This window comes from Salinimicrobium terrae DSM 17865 (assembly GCF_000424665.1).
Taxonomy (GTDB): Bacteria; Bacteroidota; Bacteroidia; order Flavobacteriales; family Flavobacteriaceae; genus Salinimicrobium; species Salinimicrobium terrae.
In genome coordinates this window covers 1-25,345 of sequence record NZ_AUKI01000004.1, presented here as the reverse complement: position 1 = coordinate 25,345, position 25,345 = coordinate 1, and the positions used below count along the sequence as shown (strand labels likewise).

General features: G+C 39.6%; 24 protein-coding genes and 1 tRNA gene. 14 read left to right on the top strand and 11 right to left on the bottom strand.

All coding sequences use genetic code 11. From position 1 onward, the window contains the following. Positions 1-51: 51 nt before the first annotated feature. The 3 genes from H148_RS0101655 (at position 52) to H148_RS0101645 (ending at position 2,695) form a co-directional block, all read left to right on the top strand. Complete coding sequence (locus H148_RS0101655; protein WP_029033244.1) at positions 52-978, top strand: manganese catalase family protein; 927 nt, start codon at positions 52-54, stop codon at positions 976-978. A gap of 14 nt (positions 979-992) precedes the next feature. Continuing rightward, positions 993-1,742, top strand: a complete 750-nt coding sequence (locus H148_RS0101650) for a DsbA family protein (protein WP_051286115.1) — start codon at positions 993-995, stop codon at positions 1,740-1,742. Positions 1,743-1,879: 137 nt separating this feature from the next. Next, positions 1,880-2,695: a universal stress protein gene (locus H148_RS0101645; protein ID WP_029033242.1), complete on the top strand. Its 816-nt coding sequence runs from the start codon at positions 1,880-1,882 to the stop codon at positions 2,693-2,695. Between the two features lie 111 nt (positions 2,696-2,806). Here the strand turns inward: H148_RS0101645 and H148_RS0101640 are convergent. Beyond that, a tRNA-Arg gene (locus tag H148_RS0101640) sits at positions 2,807-2,880 on the bottom strand. 348 nt (positions 2,881-3,228) lie between these two features. Between H148_RS0101640 and H148_RS0101635 the strand changes: the two genes are divergently transcribed. From H148_RS0101635 to H148_RS0101620, 4 genes are read left to right on the top strand one after another with little or no spacing between them, the layout of a single operon-like run. Continuing rightward, the gene (locus H148_RS0101635) at positions 3,229-5,115 is read left to right on the top strand and encodes a peptidase MATCAP family protein (RefSeq protein WP_051286114.1); all 1,887 of its coding nucleotides are present in this window, start codon (positions 3,229-3,231) and stop codon (positions 5,113-5,115) included. Further along, entirely contained in the window at positions 5,112-6,161 is a 1,050-nt protein-coding gene (locus H148_RS0101630; protein WP_029033240.1) for a glutathione synthetase, read from the top strand. Before H148_RS0101635 ends, H148_RS0101630 begins: the two co-directional genes overlap by 4 nt. A gap of 51 nt (positions 6,162-6,212) precedes the next feature. Then, positions 6,213-7,262 (top strand): glutathione synthetase, encoded by a 1,050-nt coding sequence (locus H148_RS0101625; RefSeq protein WP_029033239.1) that lies wholly within the window; start codon positions 6,213-6,215, stop codon positions 7,260-7,262. Positions 7,263-7,278: 16 nt separating this feature from the next. Continuing rightward, positions 7,279-8,178: a M14 family metallopeptidase gene (locus H148_RS0101620; protein WP_029033238.1), complete on the top strand. Its 900-nt coding sequence runs from the start codon at positions 7,279-7,281 to the stop codon at positions 8,176-8,178. Positions 8,179-8,196: 18 nt separating this feature from the next. Here H148_RS0101620 and H148_RS0101615 read toward each other — a convergent pair whose 3' ends face one another. The 5 genes from H148_RS0101615 to H148_RS0101595 all read right to left on the bottom strand — a co-directional run bounded on the left by H148_RS0101615 (position 8,197) and on the right by H148_RS0101595 (position 13,406). After that, positions 8,197-8,496, bottom strand: a complete 300-nt coding sequence (locus tag H148_RS0101615) for a hypothetical protein (RefSeq protein WP_029033237.1) — start codon at positions 8,494-8,496, stop codon at positions 8,197-8,199. Between the two features lie 330 nt (positions 8,497-8,826). After that, positions 8,827-9,198, bottom strand: coding sequence for a sensory rhodopsin transducer (locus H148_RS0101610; protein ID WP_029033236.1), 372 nt, complete (start codon positions 9,196-9,198; stop codon positions 8,827-8,829). Next, entirely contained in the window at positions 9,195-10,793 is a 1,599-nt protein-coding gene (locus tag H148_RS0101605) for an alpha-amylase family glycosyl hydrolase (protein ID WP_029033235.1), read from the bottom strand. Before H148_RS0101605 ends, H148_RS0101610 begins: the two co-directional genes overlap by 4 nt. After that, complete coding sequence (locus H148_RS0101600; protein WP_029033234.1) at positions 10,790-12,430, bottom strand: alpha-amylase family protein; 1,641 nt, start codon at positions 12,428-12,430, stop codon at positions 10,790-10,792. Before H148_RS0101600 ends, H148_RS0101605 begins: the two co-directional genes overlap by 4 nt. A 10-nt stretch (positions 12,431-12,440) precedes the next feature. After that, positions 12,441-13,406: a TIGR03885 family FMN-dependent LLM class oxidoreductase gene (locus H148_RS0101595; RefSeq protein ID WP_037324483.1), complete on the bottom strand. Its 966-nt coding sequence runs from the start codon at positions 13,404-13,406 to the stop codon at positions 12,441-12,443. Positions 13,407-13,588: 182 nt separating this feature from the next. On the opposite strand from H148_RS0101595, the gene H148_RS0101590 reads away from it, so the two are divergent. Next, positions 13,589-14,056, top strand: a complete 468-nt coding sequence (locus H148_RS0101590; protein WP_029033232.1) for a hemerythrin domain-containing protein — start codon at positions 13,589-13,591, stop codon at positions 14,054-14,056. Positions 14,057-14,059: 3 nt separating this feature from the next. On the opposite strand, the gene corA is transcribed toward H148_RS0101590, so the two are convergent. Further along, on the bottom strand, positions 14,060-15,142 hold the full coding sequence (corA, locus tag H148_RS0101585; protein ID WP_029033231.1) for a magnesium/cobalt transporter CorA: 1,083 nt from the start codon (positions 15,140-15,142) through the stop codon (positions 14,060-14,062). Between the two features lie 115 nt (positions 15,143-15,257). On the opposite strand from corA, the gene recQ reads away from it, so the two are divergent. Continuing rightward, entirely contained in the window at positions 15,258-17,360 is a 2,103-nt protein-coding gene (gene recQ, locus H148_RS0101580; RefSeq protein ID WP_029033230.1) for a DNA helicase RecQ, read from the top strand. Between the two features lie 58 nt (positions 17,361-17,418). Here the strand turns inward: recQ and H148_RS0101575 are convergent, their stop codons facing one another. Then, positions 17,419-18,207 (bottom strand): tRNA pseudouridine synthase A, encoded by a 789-nt coding sequence (locus H148_RS0101575; RefSeq protein WP_029033229.1) that lies wholly within the window; start codon positions 18,205-18,207, stop codon positions 17,419-17,421. Between the two features lie 124 nt (positions 18,208-18,331). On the opposite strand from H148_RS0101575, the gene H148_RS0101570 reads away from it, so the two are divergent. The 3 genes from H148_RS0101570 to H148_RS0101560 all read left to right on the top strand — a co-directional run bounded on the left by H148_RS0101570 (position 18,332) and on the right by H148_RS0101560 (position 21,571). Then, positions 18,332-19,411 carry an AI-2E family transporter gene (locus H148_RS0101570; RefSeq protein WP_029033228.1) on the top strand — a complete coding sequence of 360 codons (1,080 nt, stop codon included), beginning with the start codon at positions 18,332-18,334 and terminating at the stop codon, positions 19,409-19,411. Next, positions 19,395-20,237, top strand: a complete 843-nt coding sequence (locus H148_RS0101565; RefSeq protein WP_029033227.1) for a DUF1853 family protein — start codon at positions 19,395-19,397, stop codon at positions 20,235-20,237. The genes H148_RS0101570 and H148_RS0101565 overlap by 17 nt, the downstream gene beginning before the upstream one ends. Positions 20,238-20,398: 161 nt before the next feature. Beyond that, a complete protein-coding gene (locus tag H148_RS0101560) occupies positions 20,399-21,571 on the top strand; it encodes a baeRF3 domain-containing protein (protein ID WP_029033226.1) in 1,173 nt (390 codons plus the stop codon). Positions 21,572-21,624: 53 nt separating this feature from the next. Here the strand turns inward: H148_RS0101560 and H148_RS0101555 are convergent, their stop codons facing one another. Both H148_RS0101555 and H148_RS0101550 read right to left on the bottom strand, forming a co-directional pair. Then, positions 21,625-22,128, bottom strand: a complete 504-nt coding sequence (locus H148_RS0101555; protein ID WP_051286113.1) for a 1-acyl-sn-glycerol-3-phosphate acyltransferase — start codon at positions 22,126-22,128, stop codon at positions 21,625-21,627. A gap of 19 nt (positions 22,129-22,147) precedes the next feature. Further along, positions 22,148-23,359, bottom strand: a complete 1,212-nt coding sequence (locus H148_RS0101550; protein WP_029033224.1) for a proline dehydrogenase family protein — start codon at positions 23,357-23,359, stop codon at positions 22,148-22,150. Positions 23,360-23,457: 98 nt separating this feature from the next. On the opposite strand from H148_RS0101550, the gene aroB reads away from it, so the two are divergent. Continuing rightward, positions 23,458-24,525 carry a 3-dehydroquinate synthase gene (gene aroB / locus H148_RS0101545; protein WP_029033223.1) on the top strand — a complete coding sequence of 356 codons (1,068 nt, stop codon included), beginning with the start codon at positions 23,458-23,460 and terminating at the stop codon, positions 24,523-24,525. Positions 24,526-24,635: 110 nt separating this feature from the next. Next, positions 24,636-24,974: a hypothetical protein gene (locus H148_RS0101540; protein ID WP_029033222.1), complete on the top strand. Its 339-nt coding sequence runs from the start codon at positions 24,636-24,638 to the stop codon at positions 24,972-24,974. A 128-nt stretch (positions 24,975-25,102) separates the two neighbouring features. Here H148_RS0101540 and H148_RS0101535 read toward each other — a convergent pair. Beyond that, positions 25,103-25,345: transposase (locus H148_RS0101535; protein ID WP_245583369.1), on the bottom strand; the 243-nt coding region annotated here is incomplete at its 5' end.

Genomic DNA, 25,345 nt, shown 5'->3' with positions numbered 1-25,345 from the left:
TTATACTTTAAACCTGAAAAGAAAAGTCATTAACCATTAATCCCACTAATTATGTTTTACCACGTAAAAGAATTACAATTTAATGCACGCGTATCTAAACCCGATCCCGCTTTTGCCACACTATTGTTGGAGCAATTCGGAGGTGCCAATGGAGAATTAAAGGCAGCCCTTCAATATTTTGTCCAGGCCTTTGCGGTCAAACAGGTCCATCCTGATAAGTATGACCTGCTTATGGACATTGCTACTGAAGAGTTTAGTCATCTTGAGATTGTAGGTGCCACCATCCAAATGCTTTTAAAAGGAGTTCATGGGGATCTTAAAAATGCTGCAGAGGAATCAGAAATTATGGAATTACTTAAAGGAAAGGCCTCAAAAGAAGGCTTTATTCATAATGCTATGGTGAATCCACAGTTCTTTAATCTTTCGGGCGGAGGTCCCACTCTTACGGACAGCAACGGAAATCCATGGACGTCGGCTTATGTTACAGCCAATGGAGATCTAACGGTAGACCTTAGATCAAACATTGCTGCTGAATCCAGAGCAAAGATAGTCTATGAATATTTATTGCAACATACAAATGATCCTCACGTAAAAGACACTCTAAGATTTCTAATGACCAGGGAAGTAGCTCATTTCCAGATGTTCCAGGCTGCCCTGGCTACCATAGAGCCCAATTTCCCGCCCGGAGTCCTGCAAAGTGATCCAAAATATAGTAATAAATATTTCAATCTTTCCAATGGAGAGGATGTCAGAGGACCATGGAATGAAGGTAAAAGTCCGGAAATGGGCGAAACCTGGGAGTACATTTCAGATCCTATTGAACATGTCAGAAAAACAAAAGGAATGACTGAAGGGCATGGGAAAACTAGCAGAGATCCCAAGGAAGTGGACAAAAAGAACAAGGAATTAAGTAAGAAGAAGTACGATGAAATTAAAAAAGCCATGCCAAAAGGTGAGGCACAATGGAGTAAATATTAATCTTACCCCCCTCTATGAATAAATTCAAGATTGAATATTTTACAGATCCTCTTTGTTGCTGGAGCTGGGCTTTTGAACCTCAGTTTCGGAAATTACGATTTCTTTTAAAAGACCGCCTGCAACTGATCTATGTGATGGGCGGTCTCTTAAAAGATTGGCAGAACTTCAATGATCAAATGAATGACGTTGCTCGACCTGCTCAGGCCGGTCCTCTCTGGATGCAAGCAAGACATATGTCCGGTCAACCTATCGACGAAAATATCTGGATATCAAACCCGGTAGATACTTCTTACCTGGCTTGCATGGCAGTAAAAGCAGCTGCCCTCCACTCCAAAATTGCAGAAGAAGCAATGCTCCGGAAGTTGAGAGAAGCTGTCATGATGAACAAAACAAATATTGGAGAACTGGATGAGATCCTGCAGTTGGCTCAGGGATTAGAGCACGAAGGAATACTTAAAAAAGCTATATTTAAGGAAGACCTTTTTTCAGATAAAGTTAGCTGCCTATTTAAACAGGATCTTGATCGAACCAGGGCTAGTGGAATCACCCGCTTCCCCACTCTCTTAATCCACTATTCGGACAAAACATACCAAATTACAGGATACAGGCCTTTCAGTGAATTAAAGAAGACATTTTTACTTATGGATCCTGATCTTGATTTGAATGAAACAATAGAGGAAGACATATATCTAAATAGTTGGGAAAGTCTTACAGACAGAGAATTAGCTGAAGTTACCAAGCCTCAGGAAAGATTGAATTATTAATTAAAAAAGGAAATTTATTTGATTTGATATTGGAATCGTTCAGGCCTGTTCAATAAAGAATTAATTTTATAACTGACCAAAATCATTCTTTTTCAGATTTCAAGACCTTAACTTTAAACAAGTTAAATTGAAATCTTATGAAAAAAATAATCTACGCCACAGACTTTTCAGAAAATTCTGTGGCAGCCCTTCGATATGCAACTGAACTCGCCCGGGTAATAGGTGACGACCTCATTGCACTTCATGTCTACCCTCCTCAGGAAACGGAAAAATTGGGTTCAGATTTCCTAAAAGAACATCAAAAGGAGCTTCAGGGTTTTTGCAAGCTTCACCTGGGGGAAATTTATGATCCACAGATGATATCACCGGCAGTTGTATCAGGTCCGGATGTAGCCGAAGAAATTCTTAAATTCACCAAAGATCTTCAGGTAAGAATGATTGTTATGGGAGCGTGCGGTGCAAGTAAACTTAAGGATAGGTTTGTGGGAACAACGACTAACGAAATGATTGGTAAATCTTATTTACCAATACTTGCTGTACCCCCACATTTCACTTTTAAGCAGCCTCAGAATATCTTTTTTGCAAGTACTTTTGATGATCAGGAATTAATTTACCTCAAAGAATTAATCCCGTTGGCAAAATCATTAAATGCTAAAATTGAGGTTGTACATATTACTCACAAAAAAGAAGATGAAGCTTTAAAAAACCTGAAAATGTTTCAGGAAAAAATTGAGTCGGAAATCCCTTATTCCAATATTGATTATAAGACCCTTTATTCTTCTGAAGTTTTTGATACTTTGCGAAAAGCCATTGAAAAAGATCATCCCGATATTGTAATGATGCCTGAAAAAAGAAATATGAATCTTTTTAAAAGAGGGCTGGTAAGGGACAGGATTAAAAGGATGCAGTCCTGTAGTCCAATCCCTTTGCTTACTTTTCCTGCTTTTGTTTAGTACCACAAGTTTTTGAAATGATCGAATTTTTGATAGAACTGGGGATCATCTTATAAAGTCTTCACCAAACAAAAAAACCACGTCTTAAAAGACGTGGTTTTTTGCGTGTCGTGATCGCGAGAGGATTCGAACCTCTGACCGTCTGCTTAGAAGGCAGATGCTCTATCCAACTGAGCTACGCGACCATTAAAGCGGTGCAAATATAATGAGGTTTTTAAAAAGGACAAGCAAAAAAAATATTTAATTCGGCTATTGTAGCTAAGTAAAAGAGATTCAGTAAATTATTCCCTGGAGCCTTTATTTGTAATCTTAATTAATGCTTTCCCGTTCAGTTTTACCTCTTGCTGGTGGAACAAACCCTTTAGGAGTCATATCCAAAAGTACTATTAAAACTTTCCTAAACTTCAGCTAATTGAAGAGCCTTTATTATATCAGAAGTTTCGAATAATTTAAATTTACTAATGAGCATTTTTAGAGGGAGTCGGCATCTATTTCATGTTTTTGGACTTCTTAAAGAAAAGCAAATTTAGTTTATGGAAGTGAGCACATCAAAAGAATTACAAGCCTTTGGAGAAACCTCTATTGAAAAGATCATAGAAGAACTCCGGGAAGAATGCGAGATCGAAAAGCATTTACCCGGGGGAGGCTACCTACACATGAGTGACGAACTGCCTTATCTTGTAATTTACAGAAATGAAGATGAAGATATTGAAAAAGGAATGGATAGGGCTACCGTGCGACTCATTCTTAGCGAAGCTTCTTTTCTTATTATTGGCAATAAAGACTTTGAAGGATACCAGCGCCTCATGTTCTGCCTTAGTGAAGCTATGTCTTCGAAATTTAAATCTTTTTTGATCATTGAAGTCTTTGCAGGCGACCCTGAAAGTCGCAAATTTAAAATTAAAGGTCCTGCAGGTAAGCTCTCTACTACAATCAAGGTTTTACAGGAACAACTTGATGATGTAGATTCAGGCTACAGAGCTTTACAATTGGGAGAAACCGAAGTACAGGATACCCTGCAAAGGCAACCGGAGGGCAAAAAGCCTCTTTTGGACCTGCCGCAATTAAAAGATTCAGGTTGCCTCCTTCTCGGAGTTGAAGTTCCTCCCGTTTACCGCAGTAAAGAAGGAGAAGATTACCCTGTTTTTTTTAGAAGCTTTAAAGACGATTTTGTAGTCGCATTACATAAAACAATATTCCATTTTATAAGAATACAAACTTCCAGTGGTGTAAAAAGCTACAGGGCTCTGGGTCAAAAACACCTTCAGGAGAAAGTTAAGGAGATTGACCGTCAACTGGCTGAAATAGAAACTTCCTACGAATTCCTTTGGTTGGTTTCACCGGCCAACATCCGGCACATTAAAGATACTTTTTTTGAAACCAACTATGAACAGGTACTCAACTACCACTACCGTCTATTGCCATTTGATCCAGACGTTCTTAAAAGAAGACTCTACAATTTAAAACTAGAGGATGTAGATGACCCTGCCCTCTCCTATATTTTCAGAGAAAAACGCGAAGAGCTGGATTTACAGATCAGCATGCTTAGTGAAAGAGGTTCCGATAGTTTTTTCTACAACAGCATGATGTTGTTTGGAAAGATAAGCAACGACCTGCAGCGGGAAGCTGAAACAATCCTTAAGGAAGTAAACGAAAAAGAAGATCAGGATTTTAAAAGCATCATGAAGGCCGAAGATTTTAAAATTTTGGCAAATCGCGAATTTGACTATTTCAGGGAACAGGACAAAAATTTTTCCAGTAAAGTACATGTCCGTGAAGATGTGAATATTCTTATGGTCTCGCGCGGAGAACTTTATCTTCCAAGTGATTATAAACTTAATGCTAATGAAACACATGCCTTAATTCAGCACGAAATTGGAACTCATGTCCTCACCTATTATAATGGGCAACAACAACCTTTAAAATTATTATCTATAGGTCTAACAGATTATGATACTCTTCAGGAAGGCCTTGCTGTGCTGTCAGAATATCTTGTAGGTGGTTTAACCGCCAACAGGATGCGGACTCTCGCGGGAAGGGTGGTGGCAGCTTCGGCCAGGATGCATGGAGCCGATTTCCAGGAGATCTTTCGGCTGCTTAATAAAGACTATAATTTTACCCCACAACGGGCTTTTAATATTACGTCAAGAATAATGCAGGGCGGTGGTTTTACTAAAGACATTTCCTATTTAAAAGGATTGGTGCAATTAAAGAAACATCTGGAAGAAGGTGGAGAATTAGCTCCCCTGCTTTCAGGAAAATTTGCCTTAGAACACATGCCGATTATAAACGAATTAAAGGAGAGAAGAGTGCTTACTCCTGTAAAGCTTACCCCAAGATATCTAAAATCTGAAGAAACCAGGAAGAAATTGGGTAAAATCAGGGAGGGTATTCCCCTTTCACAATTGATCAATGCATGAAAATATGTTTTGTAGTTAATAGTGTGGAGAGCGAAGGCGCGGGAACCACGGTTTATATGATGCACGAGGCCTGGAAAAGGAATCACGAGGTGTATCTCATGGGAGTGGGTGATTTCAGTTTTACCCAAAATGAGGCCCTCAGTATTATTAGCACTTCCCTACCCAAAGGCTTTAAACCTCAAAATCCTGAGGAACATCTTGACATATTACAGGGGGAAAAAGCAAAAAAGAAAAAAATTGTAGCCAAAGAGCTCGACGTACTCTTTATACGTAATAATCCAACCGAAGAAGATACAGGCCGTCACTGGGCCGAACAAGCTGGTGTAGCGTTTGGACGCATCGTTCAACAGGAAGGGGTTCTGGTACTCAACGATGCCTTTGCACTTTCAAATGCTTTTATTGATAAGCTTTATTTCGAAGAATTACCGGCACATGTAAAACCGGCCTCCCTAATTACCCGGGATAAGGAAGAAATCCTTGAATTCTTTGAAGCACACAAGAAAAAAATGATCCTTAAGCCTCTTGAGGGATCTGGGGGTCGCGGAGTTTATCTTATCGATAAGAACGAAAAGAATCTCAACCAGATCATTGAAAACCTCACAGCAAAAGGTTATATTATTGCTCAGCAATACTTACCTGCCGCAAGGGAAGGCGATGTACGGGTTCTTCTTCTTAACGGAAAGATCCTTAAAAAGAAAAACAAGTATGGCATCATTAAAAGAGTGAGTGGTGAAGGAGAATTTCGCAGTAATATTTCACAGGGTGCAACTCCAGAATCAAGTGAGCACACTGAAGATATTCAGAAAATCGTTGATATAATTGGCCCGAAATTGAAGAGGGACGGTCACTTTTTTGTGGGACTTGACGTGGTAAAAGATAAGCTTATTGAAATCAACGTGTTAAGTCCGGGTGGTCTGGACGGACTTTACAAAATCGGAGTTGATAATTTTTCAGATGTTATTATTGAAGCGATTGAAAAAAAGGTGAAATATAAGCAGATGTATGGTTCCGGAATATCAAATCGGGAGCTGGCAACAATGGAGTAAGTAATTTATAAAAAATAATAAACCGGGAGAAATCCCTAAAAAAGACTATTGATGAAAATATGTTTTGTAGTAAATAACGTAGAAACCGAAACCTGTGGTACCACAGTTTATCTTATGCAGGAAGCTCGGAAACGAAAGCATGATGTTTATGCCATGGGAGTAGGAGATTTCTTTTTTGAGCAGGACGAGGAGCTTTCGATATATTCTACCTACGTCCCAAAAAAACTGGAAGCAAAAACACCTGAAGAATACCTTAAACTCCTCCAGGGAGAAAAGGCTAAAAAAGAACGAATAACAGCTACAGATCTTGATGTGCTGTTCATTAGAAATAATCCTACCGAAGAAGGTTCTTCGAGGCAATGGGCCGAACAAGCCGGGGTTGCTTTTGGGCGCATGATGCAGCAAGAAGGAGTGCTGGTTTTAAATGATGCTTATGCCCTATCTAATGCTTTTATTGATAAACTTTATTTTGAAGAACTTCCTGCCAGTATAAAACCTAATTCTATTATAACGCGTAAGAAAGAAGACGTTATGGATTTTTTTGAAAATCATAAGAAGAAGATGGTACTTAAACCTCTTGAAGGATCGGGAGGAAGAGATGTTTACCTTATCGATAAAAACGAGAAGAACCTTAACCAGATCATAGAAAATCTTTCTGCACAGGGTTATATAATTGCACAGGAGTATCTTCCGGCTGCAAAAGAAGGTGATGTAAGAGTGCTGTTGTTGAATGGTAGGGTCATGGAAAAAGATGGTAATTACGGCATCATAAAAAGGGTAACGGGCGAAGGAGAATTCCGAAGTAATTTTAATCAGGGAGGTACGGGTGACAAAAGTCCGCTTACAGATGAAATGAAGAAGATCATTGAAATAACCGCTCCAAAGTTAATAAGAGACGGTTTATTCTTTGTAGGACTTGATATCGTCAAAGACAAGCTTATTGAGATCAATGTGTTAAGTCCAGGCGGAATGGATTACTTTGAGGAAATTGGTCTACCCGATTTTTCAGATGTGGTTATTGATGCTATTGAGAAAAAAGTAGAATACAAGAAATTGTACAAAGGCCAGATATCGAACCAGGTATTAGCCACTATGGCATAAATTCAGAAAATTAGAGATGAAAGATAACAACCGAATTATAGGAGAATACTCTACCAATAAAAAAGGACCATTATTATTTGTCACTGCGGGTGTTCATGGAAATGAACCCAGCGGAGTAAAAGCACTAAAAAGGGTTTTTGCTGAACTGGAAAAGACGAAACCGGAGATCAACGGCAGAATTGTTGGAGTTATGGGTAATACCGCTGCCTTGCAGAAGGAGCAACGCTATATAGATGAAGACCTCAACCGAACATGGACCGAAGAAAATGTAAAAAACCATGATCCCGAAACACAGGAACAACGGGAAATGCACGAAATAATAAATGTTCTTGAAAAGCAATCAAAAAGCAGTTATACAAAACGTTATTTTCTGGACTGCCACACCACCTCCTCAGATAGTTTGCCTTACATATCTGTACAGGACGTACACGACAATGACAGCTGGGCTCATAAGTTTCCTACTTATATCGTAAGGGGATTTAGTGACATCGTTTATGGGGCTATTGATCATTATATGAGCCGTACCGGTTTGACCGGATTTGTCTTTGAAGCCGGTCAGCACACCAATCAGGCCTCTGTGGAAAATCATGAGGGAATGATCTGGCTTGCATTAAAGGAAGCAAATGGTCTTGAGGTGAAAAATGTATCCTGTTATCCCGAATGCGTGGAGCGTTTTACCGAAAAGAACGCACCTTCCCAAAAGACTTTTGAGATCACATACAGACATGAAATAAAGAAAGGAGATAATTTTAAGATGGAGCCCGGATTTAAAAATTTTCAGAAGATCAAAAAAGGCCAGTTACTTGCAACGAGTAATGGTCATGAAATAAAAAGCGACTGGAACGCCTATATCTTTATGCCCCTATACCAATCCCAGGGGAATGATGGGTTTTTTATTATCGAAGAACAGGATTAAAAAATTGAATAGGGGGAATTATTTTCTTACAATTCCCCTTATTTCCCCGGTGGCACAGTCAATCCTCAAAAATTCGCCAGCCTCGACACCATATTTTCCATTTGGCACCTCATAATCTGCTACTCCTTGTTTAAAAGAAGATCGAATTAAAATTTCAGTGTCATCGCGCGGGTCAATCAATGGACTATTACAGGCTTGATCACTCAAAGTAGTTCCCGCCACAGCTTCAAATTTTTCTGGAGCGTCTACAGCCGCCCGAACCACCGGCTTCATTGTGCGGGTTTCAATGGTACTGCCACAGCCAAAAGTTATGATCATAAAAATTCCAACGAATAAAATTTGAATTTGGTTTTTCCTAATCGTTCAAAATTAATCCACTGAAAATTAAAATAATTTTCAATTCACTTTAAAAATTTTACCCTCAAAATAAGTATCAACAAAATAGCCTTTTTTGAAAAGTTAATAAACGGTAGGAATTAGCATTAAAAGATATTTTTAAATTGTTATTCAATAAAATTCCTACAGTTTCTCCTTGTTCTTATTAGACAAGACCTCCATAATTAACCCATTGATTATTAGCCTTATTAAAATTGTTATTGGCTCTTGTGACGGAGCGGTCCGGAATTTTTTTCTCGACGATTATGTTCTTTATTCTGAGTAAGCTATGGTCGTCAAAAGAGCATTTTCAGCTTGTCTTGAATCTAGTCGCGTATGTTGAACCACAACCGGAACTGAAGATTCTATCACACAGGCATAATCTGTACCCAAAGGCACAGGTTCTGGATCCTTCAAATCATTGAACCTTAAATGTTTGGTTCGCTGTGCTTCTACCGTTATTTTATATGGTCCCACCGGATCTTTATCTGAAAAAAAAATAGTGAGTTCTACATTGGCATTTTCATTTGAGGTATTCAAAATACATGCGGTTTCATGGCTGGTGAATTCGGGTTCTTTACCTGTGCCATATTTTGGGATGTAGCCTTCGGCAATCACCCAGGTCTTTTTTCCTAATGTTCTCATCTGTCCAGTTTAATCAGCAACCCCTGATTTTGGGCTATTGTTATTTTATTTTTCAGTTTTTGACCCTCGAGATCTTTCTGGATGGATATTTTTACAGTTCCCTGCCATTCAAGCTGAGGTTCAAATACTTCTTCGGAAACTCCTAAATTCAGGACCACCAGGAATTCATCCTGCTCATATTTTCTAAGGTAAGCTAAAATATCTCCTTTTGAAGGTACGGGAACATAATCTCCGATATGCAGCGCCGGCTCTTCGGTTCTTATTCTCAGGAGCCTCCGGTGCAATTGCAGCATAGAATCTTCCTTATTCCACTGCTTCTTTACATTAAGCTCCTTATAGTTAACCATGAGCGGAAGCCAGGGTTCTCCTGAAGTAAATCCTGCATTTTCTGAGTCATCCCATTGCATTGGGGTTCGTTCGGGATCCCGACTACGCCCCACTCCCGGCTCGTTCAAAGCCTGTGGATCCTGTATCTTGTCCTTTGAAATTTCAACATCTTCCATACCCAATTCGTCCCCATAGTAAAGAGTAGGAGTACCTCTGAGCGTCAAAAGCAGCATTGCCGCATTCCCGGCCTGCTCCTTTCCTACCCTGCTGGCAATTCTAGACTTGTCATGGTTCCCCAGCACCCAGTTAGGCCATCCATTCTCTGGCAAAGCTCCTTCGTATTCACTTATTGCAGTTCTTATTTTAGCCGCATTCCACGGCAACTCCAATAGTTGAAAGTTAAATGGTAAATGTGCTTCCTCATTTTCATGTCCATAATATTTGACCAGCTTATCAACGGGAAGATAAATCTCCCCTATCAACAGCCTTTCGTCATATTCATCAATTACATTACGCATTTTTGATACTATATCATGAACTTCATCCTGGTCTGTAGAATAAGCAGGTATTTGCCTGCTGTATGAATTCATTCCTTTTTCATATTCGGGATTGGATGGATCGTTCCTAAATTGATCATCCTTGATCATATGCCACATTACATCGACTCTAAATCCATCCACTCCTTTCTCAAGCCAGAATCTCATTACATCAAACATAGCTTTTTGAACCTCGGGATTACGCCAATTGAGATCGGGTTGTTCTTTCAGGAAGGCGTGATAGTAGTATTGCCCGGTTTTTTCATCATATTCCCAGCCCGGACCTCCAAAAACACTCAGCCAATTGTTTGGAGGACCACCATCGGGCGTAGGATCTTTCCAGATGTACCAATCTCGTTTTGGATTATCTTTTGAACTTCTGGATTCCAGGAACCACGGGTGCTGATCTGATGAATGGTTAGGCACCAGATCCAGAATAAGTTTCATTCCGCGGATATGTACCTCATTTAATAATTCATCAATATCATCCATATTTCCAAACATGGGATGAATACCGGTATAGTCGCTTACATCATAGCCAAAGTCGGCCATGGGAGAGGGATATATGGGAGATATCCATACAGCATCTATTCCGAGGTTTTTTATATAATCAAGTTTTTCTATGATTCCCCGCAAGTCGCCTATTCCATCTCCATCACTGTCTTTATAGGAACGAGGATAAATTTGGTAAACTACTCCTTTGTGCCACCATAAGTAATTGTCGTACTTCATAAAAAGTTATGTTTTTTGTGCATCCATCTATACCCATAAGGATTCAGCTTCACTTCAGCCTTTTCGGGATCAAAACCTTCATATCTTACATCTCCAAAAACATCAATAACGTCCTTAAATAGTTCTATATCCACTTCCAGCTTAATGGTGATCTCTTTGCCTGAGAAATTATGGAAAGCTACACCCATACCTTTATCAGATTGAGTATAGTGTCCAAGAACACGAGGATCCCCGGTATCAATGATGTGACTGCGGCCCCACCCAAATTCTGCAAATTCCTTCCGGTAGTCTATTGCCCTGGAGATCCAGGTAAGGAAAGAGTTGGGATCTCTCAATTGGTTGCTAACATTAACCTTTTCATAGCCATACTCTCCTCCCGAAATAACATTTCGAATCAGGTTTTCTGTGGGTGCAGAAGAGAATCCGCCGTTCTTTTCATTAGACCATTGCATTACTGTGCGTACGCTGGAGCGCCCTTCCATAGAAAGATCCTCCCCCATTCCTATTTCTTCGCCATATCGAAGCACAGGTGTTCCTGGTAGCGTAAAAAGAAGACTGTGGGCCAGCTCCATTTTTTCTCGATTATTGCCAAGAATGGAAGCCAGTCTCCTCCTGATACCGCGACCAAAAATCCTCATGTGTTCCTTGGGTGCAAAAGCTTTAAAAACTTCTTCTCTTTCGTTCCTGCTTAATTTACTTAGGTTGAGTTCATCATGATTGCGTAAAAATATTGCCAGCTGCTCTTTCTCTGTAATCTCTTTGGGAATCCTCGCCATTGCCCTTGCCACAGGAGTTGCTTCTTCTCTGGCAAACGCGAGATATAAATAGTTATTTACGAAAAAATTAAAGAGCATGTGCATCTGGTCTTCGTTGCCAAGGTATTTATTATATTGGTTAGGATCGAGATCTACTTCGGCAAGTAGAATAGCATCCGGTTTTTGAGTTTCCACAAATGTTCTGAAATTCCGGAAGATCTCATGGGGATCACCTTCAAAATCCATTCTTCCTTTTTCCTTAAACATGTGAGGAGCGGCATCTACTCTAAAACCTGAAACTCCCAATTTTAACCAGAAATGCATGATTCGGAAGATTTCCTCCTGAACTTGCGGATTAGCAATATTTAGATCGGGTTGGTGAGGAAAAAATGAATGAAAATAATAAGCTTTTGCAGTACGATCATACTTCCAGCTGATGCTCTCTTCACCTTCAGCTGCCATAATATTTTGCTCAGGATCTTCGGGCTTTTCATCTACCCAGATATAGTAATCACGATATTTGGAGTTTTTGCTTTTTCTCGATTCCTGAAACCAGAAATGTTCCGTAGAAGTATGATTTACTGCCAGATCGATTAAAACCCTTATTCCCACTTCTTCGGCTGCATCTATTAGCTGCGCGAAATGACCCAGATCTCCAAGCCGTGGGTCGATCTTGTAGTAATCCTTCACGTCATAGCCGTTATCCCGGTTTGGGGTATCAAAGATTGGCAAAAGCCAGAGGCAGGTAACCCCCAGGCTTGAAAGATAAGGAAGTGCATTTTTTAGACCCTTGAAATCTCCGGTGCCATCACCTGTTGCATCTTTGAAGGTTTCTACATCCAGAGAGTAAATCACAGCATTTTTATACCAGTATTTATTCATCTTCAGTAAGTTAATCCTGTTGAAAATTTGGAAGTACTTGTTTTCCGAAAAACTCAATAAAATCTTCCTGTTGCTTATTTACATTGTGAATGATCACTTTTTCAAATCCCATCTCACCGTATTTTTTAATCTTTTCGATAAAAATATCTGCATCAGTTCCAATGATAACATGATTTTCGACATCTTCTTTCCTGGTATTCTGTCCCATTGCATCAAATTTTTCCGGACTATCAATATCGGCAATTAGTTTGCTTGGATATATGTTGTTCTTCCACTGCTCCCATGCTCCGTTTAAAGCTTCTTCCCGGGTTTTAGCATAGGATATTTGTACCTTTAAAGCCATTGGATTTTTAGCCCCGTCTGTTCCTCGAAAGGCTTTTATCATCTTTTCTAATTCTTCAATAGGTTTGGAAATGGTGATCATACCGTCTGCCCACGTTGACAACCAGGCAGCAGTTTTTTCAGTTATTGCTGCACCGAATACTGTGGGCATTTGAGTAGGTTTGGTAAAAAGCTTTGCCCGTTCCACTTTGAACATTCCATCATGGTTGAGGTAATCATCTTCCTGCCACAGCCGCTGCATAACTTCTACAGATTCCTGAAGCCTTTTATTCCTGTCTCTTTTGGAAGGCCATTTTTCTCCTGTAATATTTTCATTTAGAAGCTGTCCACTTCCCTGGCAAAGAAAAAATCTACCGGGAAACATTTGATCAAGAGTGGCTGCGGCCTGGGCTATAATTGTCGGGTGATATCTCTGCCCGGGTGCATTTACAATACCGTATTCCAGACTCGTTGCCTGCATGGCGGCACCAAGCCAACTCCATGCAAAACCACTTTCCCCCTGTTTGTCACTCCAGGGATGAAAATGATCTGAGGATAAAACCGCTTTAAATCCTGCATCTTCTGCTTTTTGGACAAGCTCAAGCAGGTGGCGGGGAGTAAATTGCTCATGAGAAGCGTGAAAACCAATTTTCATATAAATGGGTTTTTGTTAATGGCTACTTCTAAATTATGAAGCTTTGGAGGATAAATGGAATATTTGTTATTAAAAAAAAGATAAAAAGTAGATTCCAATAAATAGCTTCTATTCATCCATGACCTTCATCATAAGGCACCTTTTAAACTAGAGGTATCTTTAGCTCAACCAAATTCTTTATCATGAATAAACCTTTAAAAAGACATGAATCTTTAAAACCTCTAAGCAGAGATCATCACCACGGACTGCTGTTATGCTGGAAAATAAGAGAAGATCTAAAAAGAAATATCCCGCACGAAAGAATAAAAAGATATACCGATTTTTTCTTTACTTCTCAATTAAGACCACATTTTAAGTTTGAAGAGGAGGAGATTTTTCCTCTTTTAGGAGAGCATCACCCTATGAGCGTAAGGGCCATAAAAGAACATGCCCGTCTTGAATCTCTTTTTAAAATGGAAGCAGATGCAGAAACCTTTAATTCCATCGAAAAGGAATTGAATCGCCATATAAGATTTGAGGAGCGGGAACTCTTCAAAGAGCTGCAGGAAACCATTCCCGAAGAAAAACTTCGAAATATTACTAATAAAGAAGAGGAAATCATCACCCCTGATCCTGATGATTGGGACGATAAATTCTGGCAAAAAAAGTAAAAGTCAAAGCCACCGCTTCCGTCTAAAGTAGAACAGCATTCCTATAATTAGCAAAGACATTACTATTAATAATATAGGATAGCTGTGTTTATACCCCAGCTCTGGCATATATTCGAAATTCATCCCGTAAATCCCGGCAAGAAAAGTGAGGGGAATAAAAATGGAAGCCATGATGGTAAGCACCTTCATTACCTCATTCATTTTGTTACTAATCGTGGTCATATACATATCCATGAGACCCCAGGTCATTTCCCTGTAAATCTCAATATTTTCTGACACCTGTAACATGTGGTCATAAAGGTCTCTTATGTAATTGATAGTTTGCTCCTGCACCAGGTCGTGATCCATTTTCTCCATGCGACTCACCACTTCTCTTAGAGGGTTCACAGCACGTCTTATTCGAAGCATGGTTCTTTTTAATTCCTGAATTTCAAGAATGGTATCATCTTTTGGCTGGGCATCAAAAAGACGTTCTTCCATAGCCTCTATTTTATCACTCATATCATCAATCACCAAAAAATAATGATCCACTATAGCGTCTAAAAGGGCAAATACAAGATAGTCTGCACCCCGGCTTCTTATTCGACCCTTGGCCATGGAAAGCCTCTCCCTTACCCCCTCAAAAACATCTCCCCCGGCCTCCTGAAATGTGAGTACATAATTTTTCCCCAGCACCATACTAATATGTTCATTTTCAAGCCTGCCATCTTCCCGGTAATAAAGCATTTTTGCCACAATGAAAAAATAATCCTTGTATTCATCTATCTTGGGACGTTGTGTGGTGTTGACTATATCTTCTATGATTAAAGGATGTAGCTCGTAATACTTTCCAATCTTTTCTATTTCTTCCGTATTACTTAAGCCATCAATGTTGATCCAGGTGGTACGATCTTCTTCTTCAAATTGAAATGCATCCTCTGGTCTCCTTGAAGTGAATCTTTCAAAAAATTCGGCATTGTAATCAATGACCTCCAGTACTGTTTCTACCTGTTCTTTATTTCCCACATAGGTTACCGTTCCCGGTGCCTGGTGAAGAGCCTTGGTTGACTTGGGCCTTCTAGAGAGGTAGCGCGTTCTTTTAACCATAGACGAATATTTCTTTAAATGTAAGAATTTCCCTTTACCTGCGGCTTATGATAAAAAGTTGTATTTAACCGGGTCTTATCATTGAGCATTGGCATGGTTTCATTTTCTTTGTAAAATGGTAGAGGAGGCACAAATTTTAGAAACATTAAAGGAATATTTTGGCTATGACAGCTTTAGACCACTGCAACGGGAAATCATCGATTCCGTTTTCGAAGGCAATGATAACCTGGTGATTATGCCAACAGGTGGTGGAAAGTCAATTTGTTTTCAGCTTCCTGCTATTTTGCTTCCGGGGATCACTATTGTAATTTCTCCGCTTATAGCTTTAATGAAGGACCAGGTAGATGGATTGACTGCTAACGGAATTCCTGCCGCATTTCTTAACAGCAGTCAGCAGGAGAAAGAGCAGCAGGAGATCTTCAGCAAGATCGAAAAGAATGAAATTAAACTTCTTTACGTCGCTCCTGAAAGCCTGCAGTACATCGACACGGTCTTTTCGGCAGGAAATATCAGTCTCATTGCTATTGATGAAGCACACTGTATTTCCAGCTGGGGTCATGATTTCAGGCCTGCTTATACACAACTTGGTTATCTGAAGAACCGTCATCCCGAAACCCCGGTAATTGCCCTTACCGCTACGGCCGATAAAGCTACACGCCAGGACATTTGTGAACAATTGAATATTCCTCATGCCAGAAAACATATTTCTTCCTTCGACAGGAAAAACTTAAGCCTTGATGTTCGCCCAGGAAATAAGAAATTTGAACAAATATTGGCCTTTTTGAAAGGTAGAAAGTCTGAAAGTGGTATAATTTACTGCCTTAGCCGTAAGAATACAGAAGAACTTGCAGCCAAATTAAAAGCCAAAGGTTATAAAGCTGAAGCTTATCACGCCGGGCTTTCCCATAATGACCGGATAAAGATTCAGGAGGATTTTATAAACGACAGGAATGAGATTATTTGTGCGACTATTGCCTTTGGAATGGGAATTGACAAATCAAATGTAAGATGGGTGATCCATTACAACATGCCTAAGAATCTGGAAGGTTATTACCAGGAGATAGGTCGTGCCGGTCGTGATGGCTTACCATCTTCTACTCTACTCTTTCATAGTTACGCCGATGTGGTGCAACTGCAGAAGTTTGCTGAAGGTTCGGGAAACTCGGAAGTACAGCTTGCAAAACTGGAGCGCATGAAACAATATTCTGAAGCGCTTAGTTGCCGCCGAAGGATCCTGTTAAGCTATTTTGGAGAAATAATTGCCAAAGATTGCGGAAACTGTGACGTATGTAAAAATCCTCCCGAATTTTTCGACGGAACTTTGCTTGCCCAAAAGGCACTTTCCACTGTGTACCGACTGCGGGAGCAGGAACCGGTTTCCATGGTTATCGATGTTTTACGTGGAGCACAGAATGCACAGGTGCTGGAGAAAGGTTATCAACAGTTGAGTACTTATGGAATTGCAAATGAGGTTTCCTGGAGAGACTGGCAGCAATATATGATCCAATTGATCAATCAGGGATTTCTGGAAATCGCTTTTCACGATAAAAATAAAATCCGTCTGACCAGCCTTGCCAAAAATGTGCTTTTTGAAGGAGAAAAAGTTTCGCTTGCAGAGGTGACGCAAGCCGAACTGAAAAAGGAAACGGTCACAACAGAAAAAGCTTCAGAAAATACCCTTTTTGAAAGGTTAAGAAAGCTGCGGCTGGAACTTTCAAAAAGTGAGGGAATTCCCGCATACCTCATTTTTAATGACGCCACCTTAAGAGAAATGGAAAAGGAACGGCCAATGACCGATGAAGAGTTTATGCAAATTAGTGGTGTGGGAAGACAAAAAATGCAGAATTACGGTTATAAATTTATGAAGGAGATTATTGCGCATGGCAAAGAAAAGAGGGAGAAGAAAGCGCGCAAAAAAGGAAATACATATAAAGAGACCTTTAAATTATACAAGGAAGGATTAAGCATTGAAGAAATTGCACAGGCAAGAAATCTTGCCCCCACTACTATATTTTCCCATCTTTCAAAGCTTTACGAATCTGATGAAGATGTTGATCTGAAAAAATTTATTTCGGAGGGAGATCTTGAAGAAGTTCGAAAAGCTAAGTCCGAACTTGGTGATCCCGAAGGTCTAAAACCCTATTTTGAACACTTTCAGGAAGCTATGGATTATGGTACCATTAGGGTAGCATTGACGATCCTGGGGAAAGAGGAGTGATCAGTGCTCAGTGCGCAGAAAATGTTTTGTCCGCAAGATCCAACCTAAACCCGAAATTCTAAACTTCAAAATCCACTTTGTTTAGAATCAATCCGCTGCCGGGGGCAATGTAAGTCATAAGCATTTTTACGTCTGGGTCGAAACTTTTTTCCATTTCAGCAAATGATAATTCTCCCCTACCCAATTGAACCAGGCTGCCCATTATGAGCCGGATTTGGTTGCGTAGAAATCCCGTTCCTGTAACTCTAAGAAGATAAGATCTATCGGGGAAAAAACTGGCGGTTATTTCCGTATTTACCCGTATCTCACAAATCTCGATTTCCCTTTCCAGAATTGTATGAGGTGTTGGTTTTGTGCAGTAGTTGTGAAAGGAATGCTTTCCTTCAAAAAGTTTGGCTCCTTCCATCATAAGTTCAATGTCCAGTTTTTCAGGAAAAGTGGCCATTAAAGGTGCTGCAAAAGGATGACTTTTTCTTCCGAAGGAAAATAGATACAAGTACTCCTTTTTCTTTGGATGCTGAATAATATTAAAACCGGCATCAACTTCTTTTATACTTAGAGCTCTAATGTCTGGCGGAAGGTTCTTGTTAAACACTACCAGGAAATCGGCCATATTTTCTAAAGGTTCATGGTCTGTGAACAGTTCAAAAGCAGATTCATGAGCAGATACCATAGCATCTGTGCGGCTGGAGCCCAGAATCTTGAACTGTAGATCTCCAAGAACAAACTTGAGGGTTTTCTTTACCAGCCCTTCTACAGTTTTTAGACCCGGCTGCCTTTGCCAGCCGTGCAGCCTGTAACCCAGATACTGAATCTTGATCAAATAATAATATCGCTGTCGCTTCACAATTTGTGTTTAAACGAAATTAAAATAAAAAATTGGCCCGGTACTCATAGACGGCAGCTTTACAAGAAAAGTCTTTAACTTTTAGTTAAATAATAATGGCTGCTACTTTTGTATCTTCACTTACATGGAAAAATTGAAAAACTCAAAAGGGAAACAGATCATTCTCTATGGTGCGCTTACGATCCTGGGGATTTATTTTCTTTTCCTGGGTCTGGCAAAAGCAAGTGGATTTTTTATACCCTTAGTAACAGCACTAATTCTATCTTTGCTCATGATGCCGCTGTCAAGACGAATGGAGAAAACTTTTCTTAACCGCGCCGCTTCTTCTTTTATTAGCACTATTATTATTCTTCTGGCTTCTGTAGGTTTTTTGGCACTTGTTTCCATGCAGGTGAAAACAGTCATTGATGACTGGCCAAAGATTAAAGAGACAATGACCCCGAAGATCGAGCAGGTTAAAGGATTTTTGTTTGAGCATACACCTCTGAAAGAGGAGGATCTTGAAAAATCTGAAGAAGGGCCCGACATTCCTTTAATAAGTGCAGATTCTAATGCCGGCCAAAAAGCGGCATCCTTCCTTGGTACTGCAGTGAATTTTTTCGGAGATTACCTGCTCACCTTTATTTACATTTTTTTCCTGCTTAATTACCGGCATCGGTTTAAGGAATTCTTACTACTTCTTTTCCCTGATTCAAAACGTAGTAAAGTAAAGGAGGTAATAGTAAGTTCGGCCAATGTTACCCAGAAATATCTTATAGGAAAATTGATTCTCATAGGACTTCTGGCAGTGTTATACGCTATAGGCCTGGGAATATCCGGGGTAAATAATTTTATATTGATTAGTCTCTTGGCAGCTGTTTTCAGTTTACTGCCCTATATTGGAAATATTGTAGGCTTTGGCCTGGCTCTAATTTTCGGTTATTTAGTGTCGGGGGAGACTGGTGTATTAATAGGAATTATGATCACCTTTGGTGTTGCTCAATTTGTGGAAAGCTATATCCTTGAGCCTTATGTTGTGGGAGACCAGGTGGATCTTCATCCCTTCTTCGTTATACTTGCCGTTATCATTGGTGGCATGGTTTGGGGAATTGCCGGCATGGTTTTATCTATTCCTGTTTTAGCCATTTTAAACGTTGTATTTAATAATATTTCTCCTCTCAAACCCTTTGGTTTTTTGCTGAGCCAGGATGAAGAAGAAGATTGAAATGGAATTCACTCCGGAAGAGCAATTTCTTGGATTTTTAAATACTTCCCAAATCTTTGCTGAAAATGCCATTTTTGACTACCCGCTTTACCATACCACCACCTTGGTACCGGAAAAAAATCTTATAAAAATATCTGCGCCCATAGAGAGCGTTCTGGGGAAACGAATGGAGCATTTTTTCGCCTGCTATGTGTCCCAGTTTACTTCAGAAGAGATTATTGCCCAAAACCGGCAAATCATTGAAAACAGAATTACTTTGGGAGAACTGGATTTTCTGCTGAAGGAATCTGATTCAGGAGAACTTTCACATGTAGAACTCATCTACAAATTTTACCTTTTTGATCCCGGGACAGGAACTTCAGAATTAGATCATCTCGTAGGCCCGAATAAGCGTGATAGTCTAAACCGAAAACTGGAGAGGCTTCAAAAAAAACAATTCCCCTTACTTTTTAAGGAGGCAACCAAGAAACACTTAACCGCTTTAAATATTGATCCTGAAAATGTGGTTCAGAAAATGTGCTTTAAAGCATCGGTTTTTCTTCCGAAGCAGATGGGAAAAACCTCCTTTGATCACATCAATCCCCATACGATTGCAGGATATTGGATAAAGGCTTCAGAATTCACTTTTGAAATCTTCGGGCAAAACACCTTTTTTAGCCCCCGTAAAAAATACTGGTCTGTATTTCCCGAGCAAAATAACACCTGGCTTTCTTTTGAGGAAATAGAGCCACAAATCAATATTCTGCTTTACAAAAAATTTTCGCCTCTGTTATGGATGAAAACACCCGACGGGAATCTTGAACGTTTTTTCATTGTGTGGTGGTAAGCCTTAGCAGAATATTAACGACAAAACCTGCGGTAATTAAGGAAAAATTATGACCACCGACCCTTTGGCTTCTGGGTCATCTTAGTATCTTAATTAGGCAATTATAAATCAGGAAGAAACCCTTGTTTCAGGATGATTCTTCCGCAAAAAAATAACAGATCATGCCAATTTTGACAAAAGAACAATTTGAGGACTTAGCAAAATTTGACAGCAACCCTTGCGTCTCAATTTTTATCCCTACAGAGCGGGCGGGAAAGGACGTTTTAGAAGAAAAAGACAAAATCAATTTAAAGAGTCAGTGGAAAAAAGCTGCCGAAGAGCTAAAGAAAATGGGATTCTCCCAGGATAAAATCGATAAGATTGGAAAACCGGTAACCAACCTTATAGACGATCGGGATTTTTGGAGACACCAGAGTGATGGTCTCGCCCTTTTTCTTGCCGATGGATTTTCGCGACAGTATACCTTACCGATTTACTTTGAAGCCTTTACTTATGTAAGCGATCATTTTTACTTAAAACCCCTTGTTCCTATGTTTAACGGGGATGGAAGATTCTATCTTCTACACTTACAACTTGAGGAGGTAAAACTTTATGAAGCCACTCAATATTCTATTGGAGAGGTTGAAATAGGTGATCTTACCCCCGACCGTTTGGAAGACAGGGTAGGTTACGACTATGAGGAAAAGAACCAAAAGCATAAAACTCAAAGGAACAGCATAGGAGCCAGTGCCGAGGGTTCTTCCACCCAACATGGGTACGAACCGGCGAGCCGGGATAGGAAAAATGAAATCCTGCGTTTTTTTCGTGCAGTAGACAAAGGCATTTACGAAATCCTGAACAAGGAATCTGTACCTTTAATTGTAGCCTGTCAGGATTCTTATTTCCCAATCTATCAGGAAGCTAGCCGGTACAAAAACCTCTTTCCCAAACCCGTTCCCGGAAATCCCGAAGCAGATTATGATAGCTTCTTTGGACTTCATGTGGCGGCGTTGGAGACTCTTGAACCACATTTTAGAAAAGAAAGAGAAGAGAAAATGAAACAGTTCAACGAACTTAATCCTTCCCGTACTTCTACAAGTGTATCTGAAATCATTCCTGCTATTTATGAAGGAAAAGTGGATACCCTCTTCCTTCAGAACCGGGAAGACATTTGGGGAGATTACAATGAGAAAATGGCATCTGTAGACGTGCATGGAGAAAGAAGAAATGGAAGTCTTTCTCTAATGAACCTGGCAGCCGTAAAAGTAATTGAACAAAATGGAAAAGTTTATTTAATAGAAGAAGAGTTTATGCCAAACAAGGATTCAAAAATGAATGCTGTTTACAGATATTAATTCTGTAGTTTATATAAAAAAGAAAAAGCTGCTCAAGGGCAGCTTTTCCTTTTTTATGAATACCGGGCAATTTTTCCCGTAACGTCTTCGTAAAATTTCCTGATCTTTAAAAAATCCAGATCCTTATCTTCAGTGGGATAAAGAGGTTTGGAAACCTTCACTTTTTTTTTGCCAAAATCAAATGCTATCATTACAATGGGTACATTTGCTTTTTTGGCAATATAATAGAAGCCTGTCTTCCATTCTGTCACCTTTTTCCTGGTTCCTTCGGGAGCAATTGCAAGACGAAATTCATCTTTTTGATCAAATAATGCTGCAATAGCCTCCACTTTTTTTTGTCCCGGAGTACGATCTAAAGCAGTACCTCCCATCCACTTGAAGTACCATCCAAAAGGAGGTTTAAATAATTCTTTTTTGGCTACAAATTTTATATCTACTCCTAAAATTCTCCTCACTAATAGCCCAAGATAAAAATCGTGCCAGCTGGTGTGCGGTACCACAATGACAACCGCTTTTTTTAATGAGTCCGGCCAGCTTCCATGGAATTTCCATCCCATTATTTTGAAATAAATAAACTTAGCCAGCCAGTTCACTCTCCCTGTTGCTCTTGGTTATCTCTCCTCCCCGTCGCTTTCTTTCTTCATAAAGCAGGGCTAATTCCCTTCCTGTTTGCCCTCTAACCGAAGTGTTTTCTTCAGCTCTTCTAATGAGATAGGGCACCACTTCTTTTACAGGACCAAAAGGAACAAGTTTAGCAACATTGTATCCGGCTTCTGCCAAATTATAACTAATGTGTTCACTCATCCCGAACAACTGAGAAAACCATACCCGGTCATCATCCTTTTCAATGCCTTTATCTTCCATCACCTGCAAGGCGATGTAATTACTTACTTCATTATGGGTACCTATAAATACCGAAATATCTTCAATATGAGCCAAACAATAGGTTAGAACACCATTGAAGTTCACATCTGTGGCTTCCTTGTTCTCACAAATTGGCGACATATATCCCATTTTTGAAGCTCTTTGATTTTCCTTTTCGAGATAAGCTCCACGAACAATCTTTGCTCCAACTATAAAGCCCTGATCTTTAGCCCGACTGTGAAGATCTTTCAGATATTGCATTCTATCCCAACGATAACATTGTAGCGTATTAAATATAACTGCTTCTTCCCTGTTATACTTAAACATCATTTCCTCAATAAGAACATCGGCAGCATCCTGCATCCAGCTTTCTTCGGCATCGGCTAAAAGCCTTACCCCCTGTTTATAAGCCTCATCACAAATTTTGTTCACCCGGTTCTTCACCCTTTGCCACTCTTCTTCCTCTTCAAGAGAAAGACTTGCATTGGCAGAGACTTTTTGCCAAAGTTCAAAACGACCAATTCCGGTAGGTTTAAAAACTGCAAATGGCAACTCGTCCCGTTTAGAAATAAATTTGACTATGTTGGTTTTACGTTCTATAGCCTTTTCGAATTCACTCTCCTTCTCCTTCCCTTCTACTGAATAATCCAGAATACTGTGGAGATTTTTACTATACATCTTTTCTATGGTAGGAAGACAATCTTTTTCGGTCACCCCGGCACAGAACTGATTAAAAATGGTCTTTTTTATGAGCCCCTCTACAGGCAAATGAGCCTTAAGAGCCAGGTTGGTCATCGTAGTGCCTGTTTTAACCAGAAAAGGACGATCTATCATCTCAAAAAGGAAGATTGCCCGGTTTAATTCTGAATCAGTTTTTAGCCTGAAAGCTGTTTCAGTATTATTAAATATTTTCTTTGTGATCATTTCTTCAAATTAGGGTCAACAAAGATAATTATTGAGTGGAGATTGTTAGAAATTTTCTCCTTATTTTCGGTCATTTAATGCATAATTATTTAAGATCTATGACCAAAGCATCTGCCCAATCTCCTGTATTCTTTAATAAGGAAGGATACGCCGAATTTAATCAGTTTTTAAAGCAGGCAAGCTTTTCTAAAATATTTGTTCTGGTAGACACTAATACGCATCTATACTGTCTCTCTCCCTTTCTTCAGAAGATAGAAACAAATATTAAAATTGAGATTTTGGAAATAGACGCCGGTGAAGAGATTAAAACTCTTGAGACCTGCAGTTCCCTTTGGGAGACATTATCTGAACTTGGTGGCGACCGTAAAAGTCTTTTGGTGAATCTGGGAGGAGGTGTAGTGACAGATATGGGCGGATTTGTGGCGGCAGCCTTTAAAAGAGGTATTTCCTGCGTGCATTTTCCCACAACCCTTCTTGCTATGGTAGATGCCGCCCTGGGAGGAAAGAATGGAGTAAACCTGGGAGCATTGAAAAATCAGGTGGGAGTTATCCAAAATCCCGAAATGATTATAACAGATATATCATTCCTCAATACTTTACCCGCAGCCGAAATGCGCAGTGGACTGGCAGAGATGCTTAAACACGGATTAATTGCAGATGAAGATTACTGGAACCGCCTTAAATCAATGAAAGATCTGGATTTTATGGACCTGGAGGGTTTAATCAAGGAATCCGTACTAATTAAAGGAAAAGTGGTAGAACAGGACCCCATGGAGAAAGGATTGCGCAAGAGCCTGAATTTTGGACATACCCTGGGACACGCCATTGAATCATATTTTCTTGAATCTCCTCAAAAAGAAAAATTACTGCATGGGGAAGCTGTAGCTTCAGGAATGATCCTGGCAGCATATCTCTCTGCAGAACTTGAAGGATTTCCAAAGGAATTACGTGATGAAATAAAAGATTATATTCATTTCATGTATGGGAAGATCAGCTTTTCTAGTGAGGATCAAAAAAAGATTTTTGAATTACTGAAATATGATAAAAAAAATGAAGGAGGAAAAATAAATTTCGTTCTTTTGCGAAAAATTGGAGAACCCGTTATTGATCGGGAAGTACCTAATACACTCCTCCTGGAGGCATTTAATTATTACCTTGCTTCCTAGAGGAATGAAATTTTTAATAAAAAGATAGACTTTAAATTTTTTATTTAATTTAACGGCAGCGGAATAATGAATTGTTATTTTCGCTTAGAAGGAGGACCAAAAAACTACTTATGAAAAGAATCATTGTTGATTACAAAAAGCTAACTCCAGAGATCTTGGGGCTACTGGTCGAAAAATACCCCGACGGATATGATGATGATCAAATCATCTCATTTAAAAATGCAAAGAATGAAACGGTGGAAGCTGTTGAGGTAAGAACTGAGGATAGTATTTATCTGGTAAAAGTGAGCACCCGACTTGAAAATACAATGGCAAATTACGATGAAGAAGATTATGATGATTCAGATTTTAATGAGCCAATCGTAGATCTGCCCGAAAAAAATGAAGAGGTGGGGGAAGACATGGATGATGTTGAAGATCCCGAAGACGAAGATCCCGAAGATCTATAAAGATCCGGAATTAAAAAGCCGCTCAAAAAATGAAAATTTTGAGCGGCTTTTTTGTTCTATGGCAAAATCACTTTTACCTAAGCGTGCTGGTCTTCGTGTTTTCCTGGATCATGCCTAATTGTTGTGGACTAGACAAATATTCTAGTTAATCTATACAGGAAAAATTCGACATTTTTCACTCCTCTAAATTGACTTCTAAAGGCCTTTATTTTTGCATTAAAAGATTCTGCTGAAGCGTTTGTGCTTCTATTTTGGAAGTAGTTTAAGATCGACCTATAATTTAGCTGTATACTGTTGGCTACTGTATTGAAGGCTTTAAAACCTGTATCCTCGACTTGTTTGTACCAGTGCGCCAGCTTGGTAAAGGCCAC

What these genes read in the sequence shown, in the direction of transcription:
- H148_RS0101650 (WP_051286115.1), top strand. Translation starts at nt 993, where the DNA reads ATGAATAAATTCAAGATTGAATATTTTACAGATCCTCTTTGTTGCTGG.
- H148_RS0101600 (WP_029033234.1), bottom strand. Translation starts at nt 12,430, where the DNA reads ATGAATAAATACTGGTATAAAAATGCTGTGATTTACTCTCTGGATGTA.
- H148_RS0101570 (WP_029033228.1), top strand. Translation starts at nt 18,332, where the DNA reads ATGGAAAAATTGAAAAACTCAAAAGGGAAACAGATCATTCTCTATGGT.
- H148_RS0101565 (WP_029033227.1), top strand. Translation starts at nt 19,395, where the DNA reads ATGAAGAAGAAGATTGAAATGGAATTCACTCCGGAAGAGCAATTTCTT.
- H148_RS0101615 (WP_029033237.1), bottom strand. Translation starts at nt 8,496, where the DNA reads ATGATCATAACTTTTGGCTGTGGCAGTACCATTGAAACCCGCACAATG.
- H148_RS0101635 (WP_051286114.1), top strand. Translation starts at nt 3,229, where the DNA reads ATGGAAGTGAGCACATCAAAAGAATTACAAGCCTTTGGAGAAACCTCT.
- H148_RS0101590 (WP_029033232.1), top strand. Translation starts at nt 13,589, where the DNA reads ATGAATAAACCTTTAAAAAGACATGAATCTTTAAAACCTCTAAGCAGA.
- H148_RS0101555 (WP_051286113.1), bottom strand. Translation starts at nt 22,128, where the DNA reads ATGGGATGGAAATTCCATGGAAGCTGGCCGGACTCATTAAAAAAAGCG.
- H148_RS0101645 (WP_029033242.1), top strand. Translation starts at nt 1,880, where the DNA reads ATGAAAAAAATAATCTACGCCACAGACTTTTCAGAAAATTCTGTGGCA.
- H148_RS0101620 (WP_029033238.1), top strand. Translation starts at nt 7,279, where the DNA reads ATGAAAGATAACAACCGAATTATAGGAGAATACTCTACCAATAAAAAA.
- H148_RS0101625 (WP_029033239.1), top strand. Translation starts at nt 6,213, where the DNA reads ATGAAAATATGTTTTGTAGTAAATAACGTAGAAACCGAAACCTGTGGT.
- H148_RS0101655 (WP_029033244.1), top strand. Translation starts at nt 52, where the DNA reads ATGTTTTACCACGTAAAAGAATTACAATTTAATGCACGCGTATCTAAA.
- H148_RS0101550 (WP_029033224.1), bottom strand. Translation starts at nt 23,359, where the DNA reads ATGATCACAAAGAAAATATTTAATAATACTGAAACAGCTTTCAGGCTA.
- aroB (WP_029033223.1), top strand. Translation starts at nt 23,458, where the DNA reads ATGACCAAAGCATCTGCCCAATCTCCTGTATTCTTTAATAAGGAAGGA.
- corA (WP_029033231.1), bottom strand. Translation starts at nt 15,142, where the DNA reads ATGGTTAAAAGAACGCGCTACCTCTCTAGAAGGCCCAAGTCAACCAAG.
- recQ (WP_029033230.1), top strand. Translation starts at nt 15,258, where the DNA reads ATGGTAGAGGAGGCACAAATTTTAGAAACATTAAAGGAATATTTTGGC.
- H148_RS0101605 (WP_029033235.1), bottom strand. Translation starts at nt 10,793, where the DNA reads ATGAAGTACGACAATTACTTATGGTGGCACAAAGGAGTAGTTTACCAA.
- H148_RS0101540 (WP_029033222.1), top strand. Translation starts at nt 24,636, where the DNA reads ATGAAAAGAATCATTGTTGATTACAAAAAGCTAACTCCAGAGATCTTG.
- H148_RS0101595 (WP_037324483.1), bottom strand. Translation starts at nt 13,406, where the DNA reads ATGAAAATTGGTTTTCACGCTTCTCATGAGCAATTTACTCCCCGCCAC.
- H148_RS0101610 (WP_029033236.1), bottom strand. Translation starts at nt 9,198, where the DNA reads ATGAGAACATTAGGAAAAAAGACCTGGGTGATTGCCGAAGGCTACATC.
- H148_RS0101560 (WP_029033226.1), top strand. Translation starts at nt 20,399, where the DNA reads ATGCCAATTTTGACAAAAGAACAATTTGAGGACTTAGCAAAATTTGAC.
- H148_RS0101630 (WP_029033240.1), top strand. Translation starts at nt 5,112, where the DNA reads ATGAAAATATGTTTTGTAGTTAATAGTGTGGAGAGCGAAGGCGCGGGA.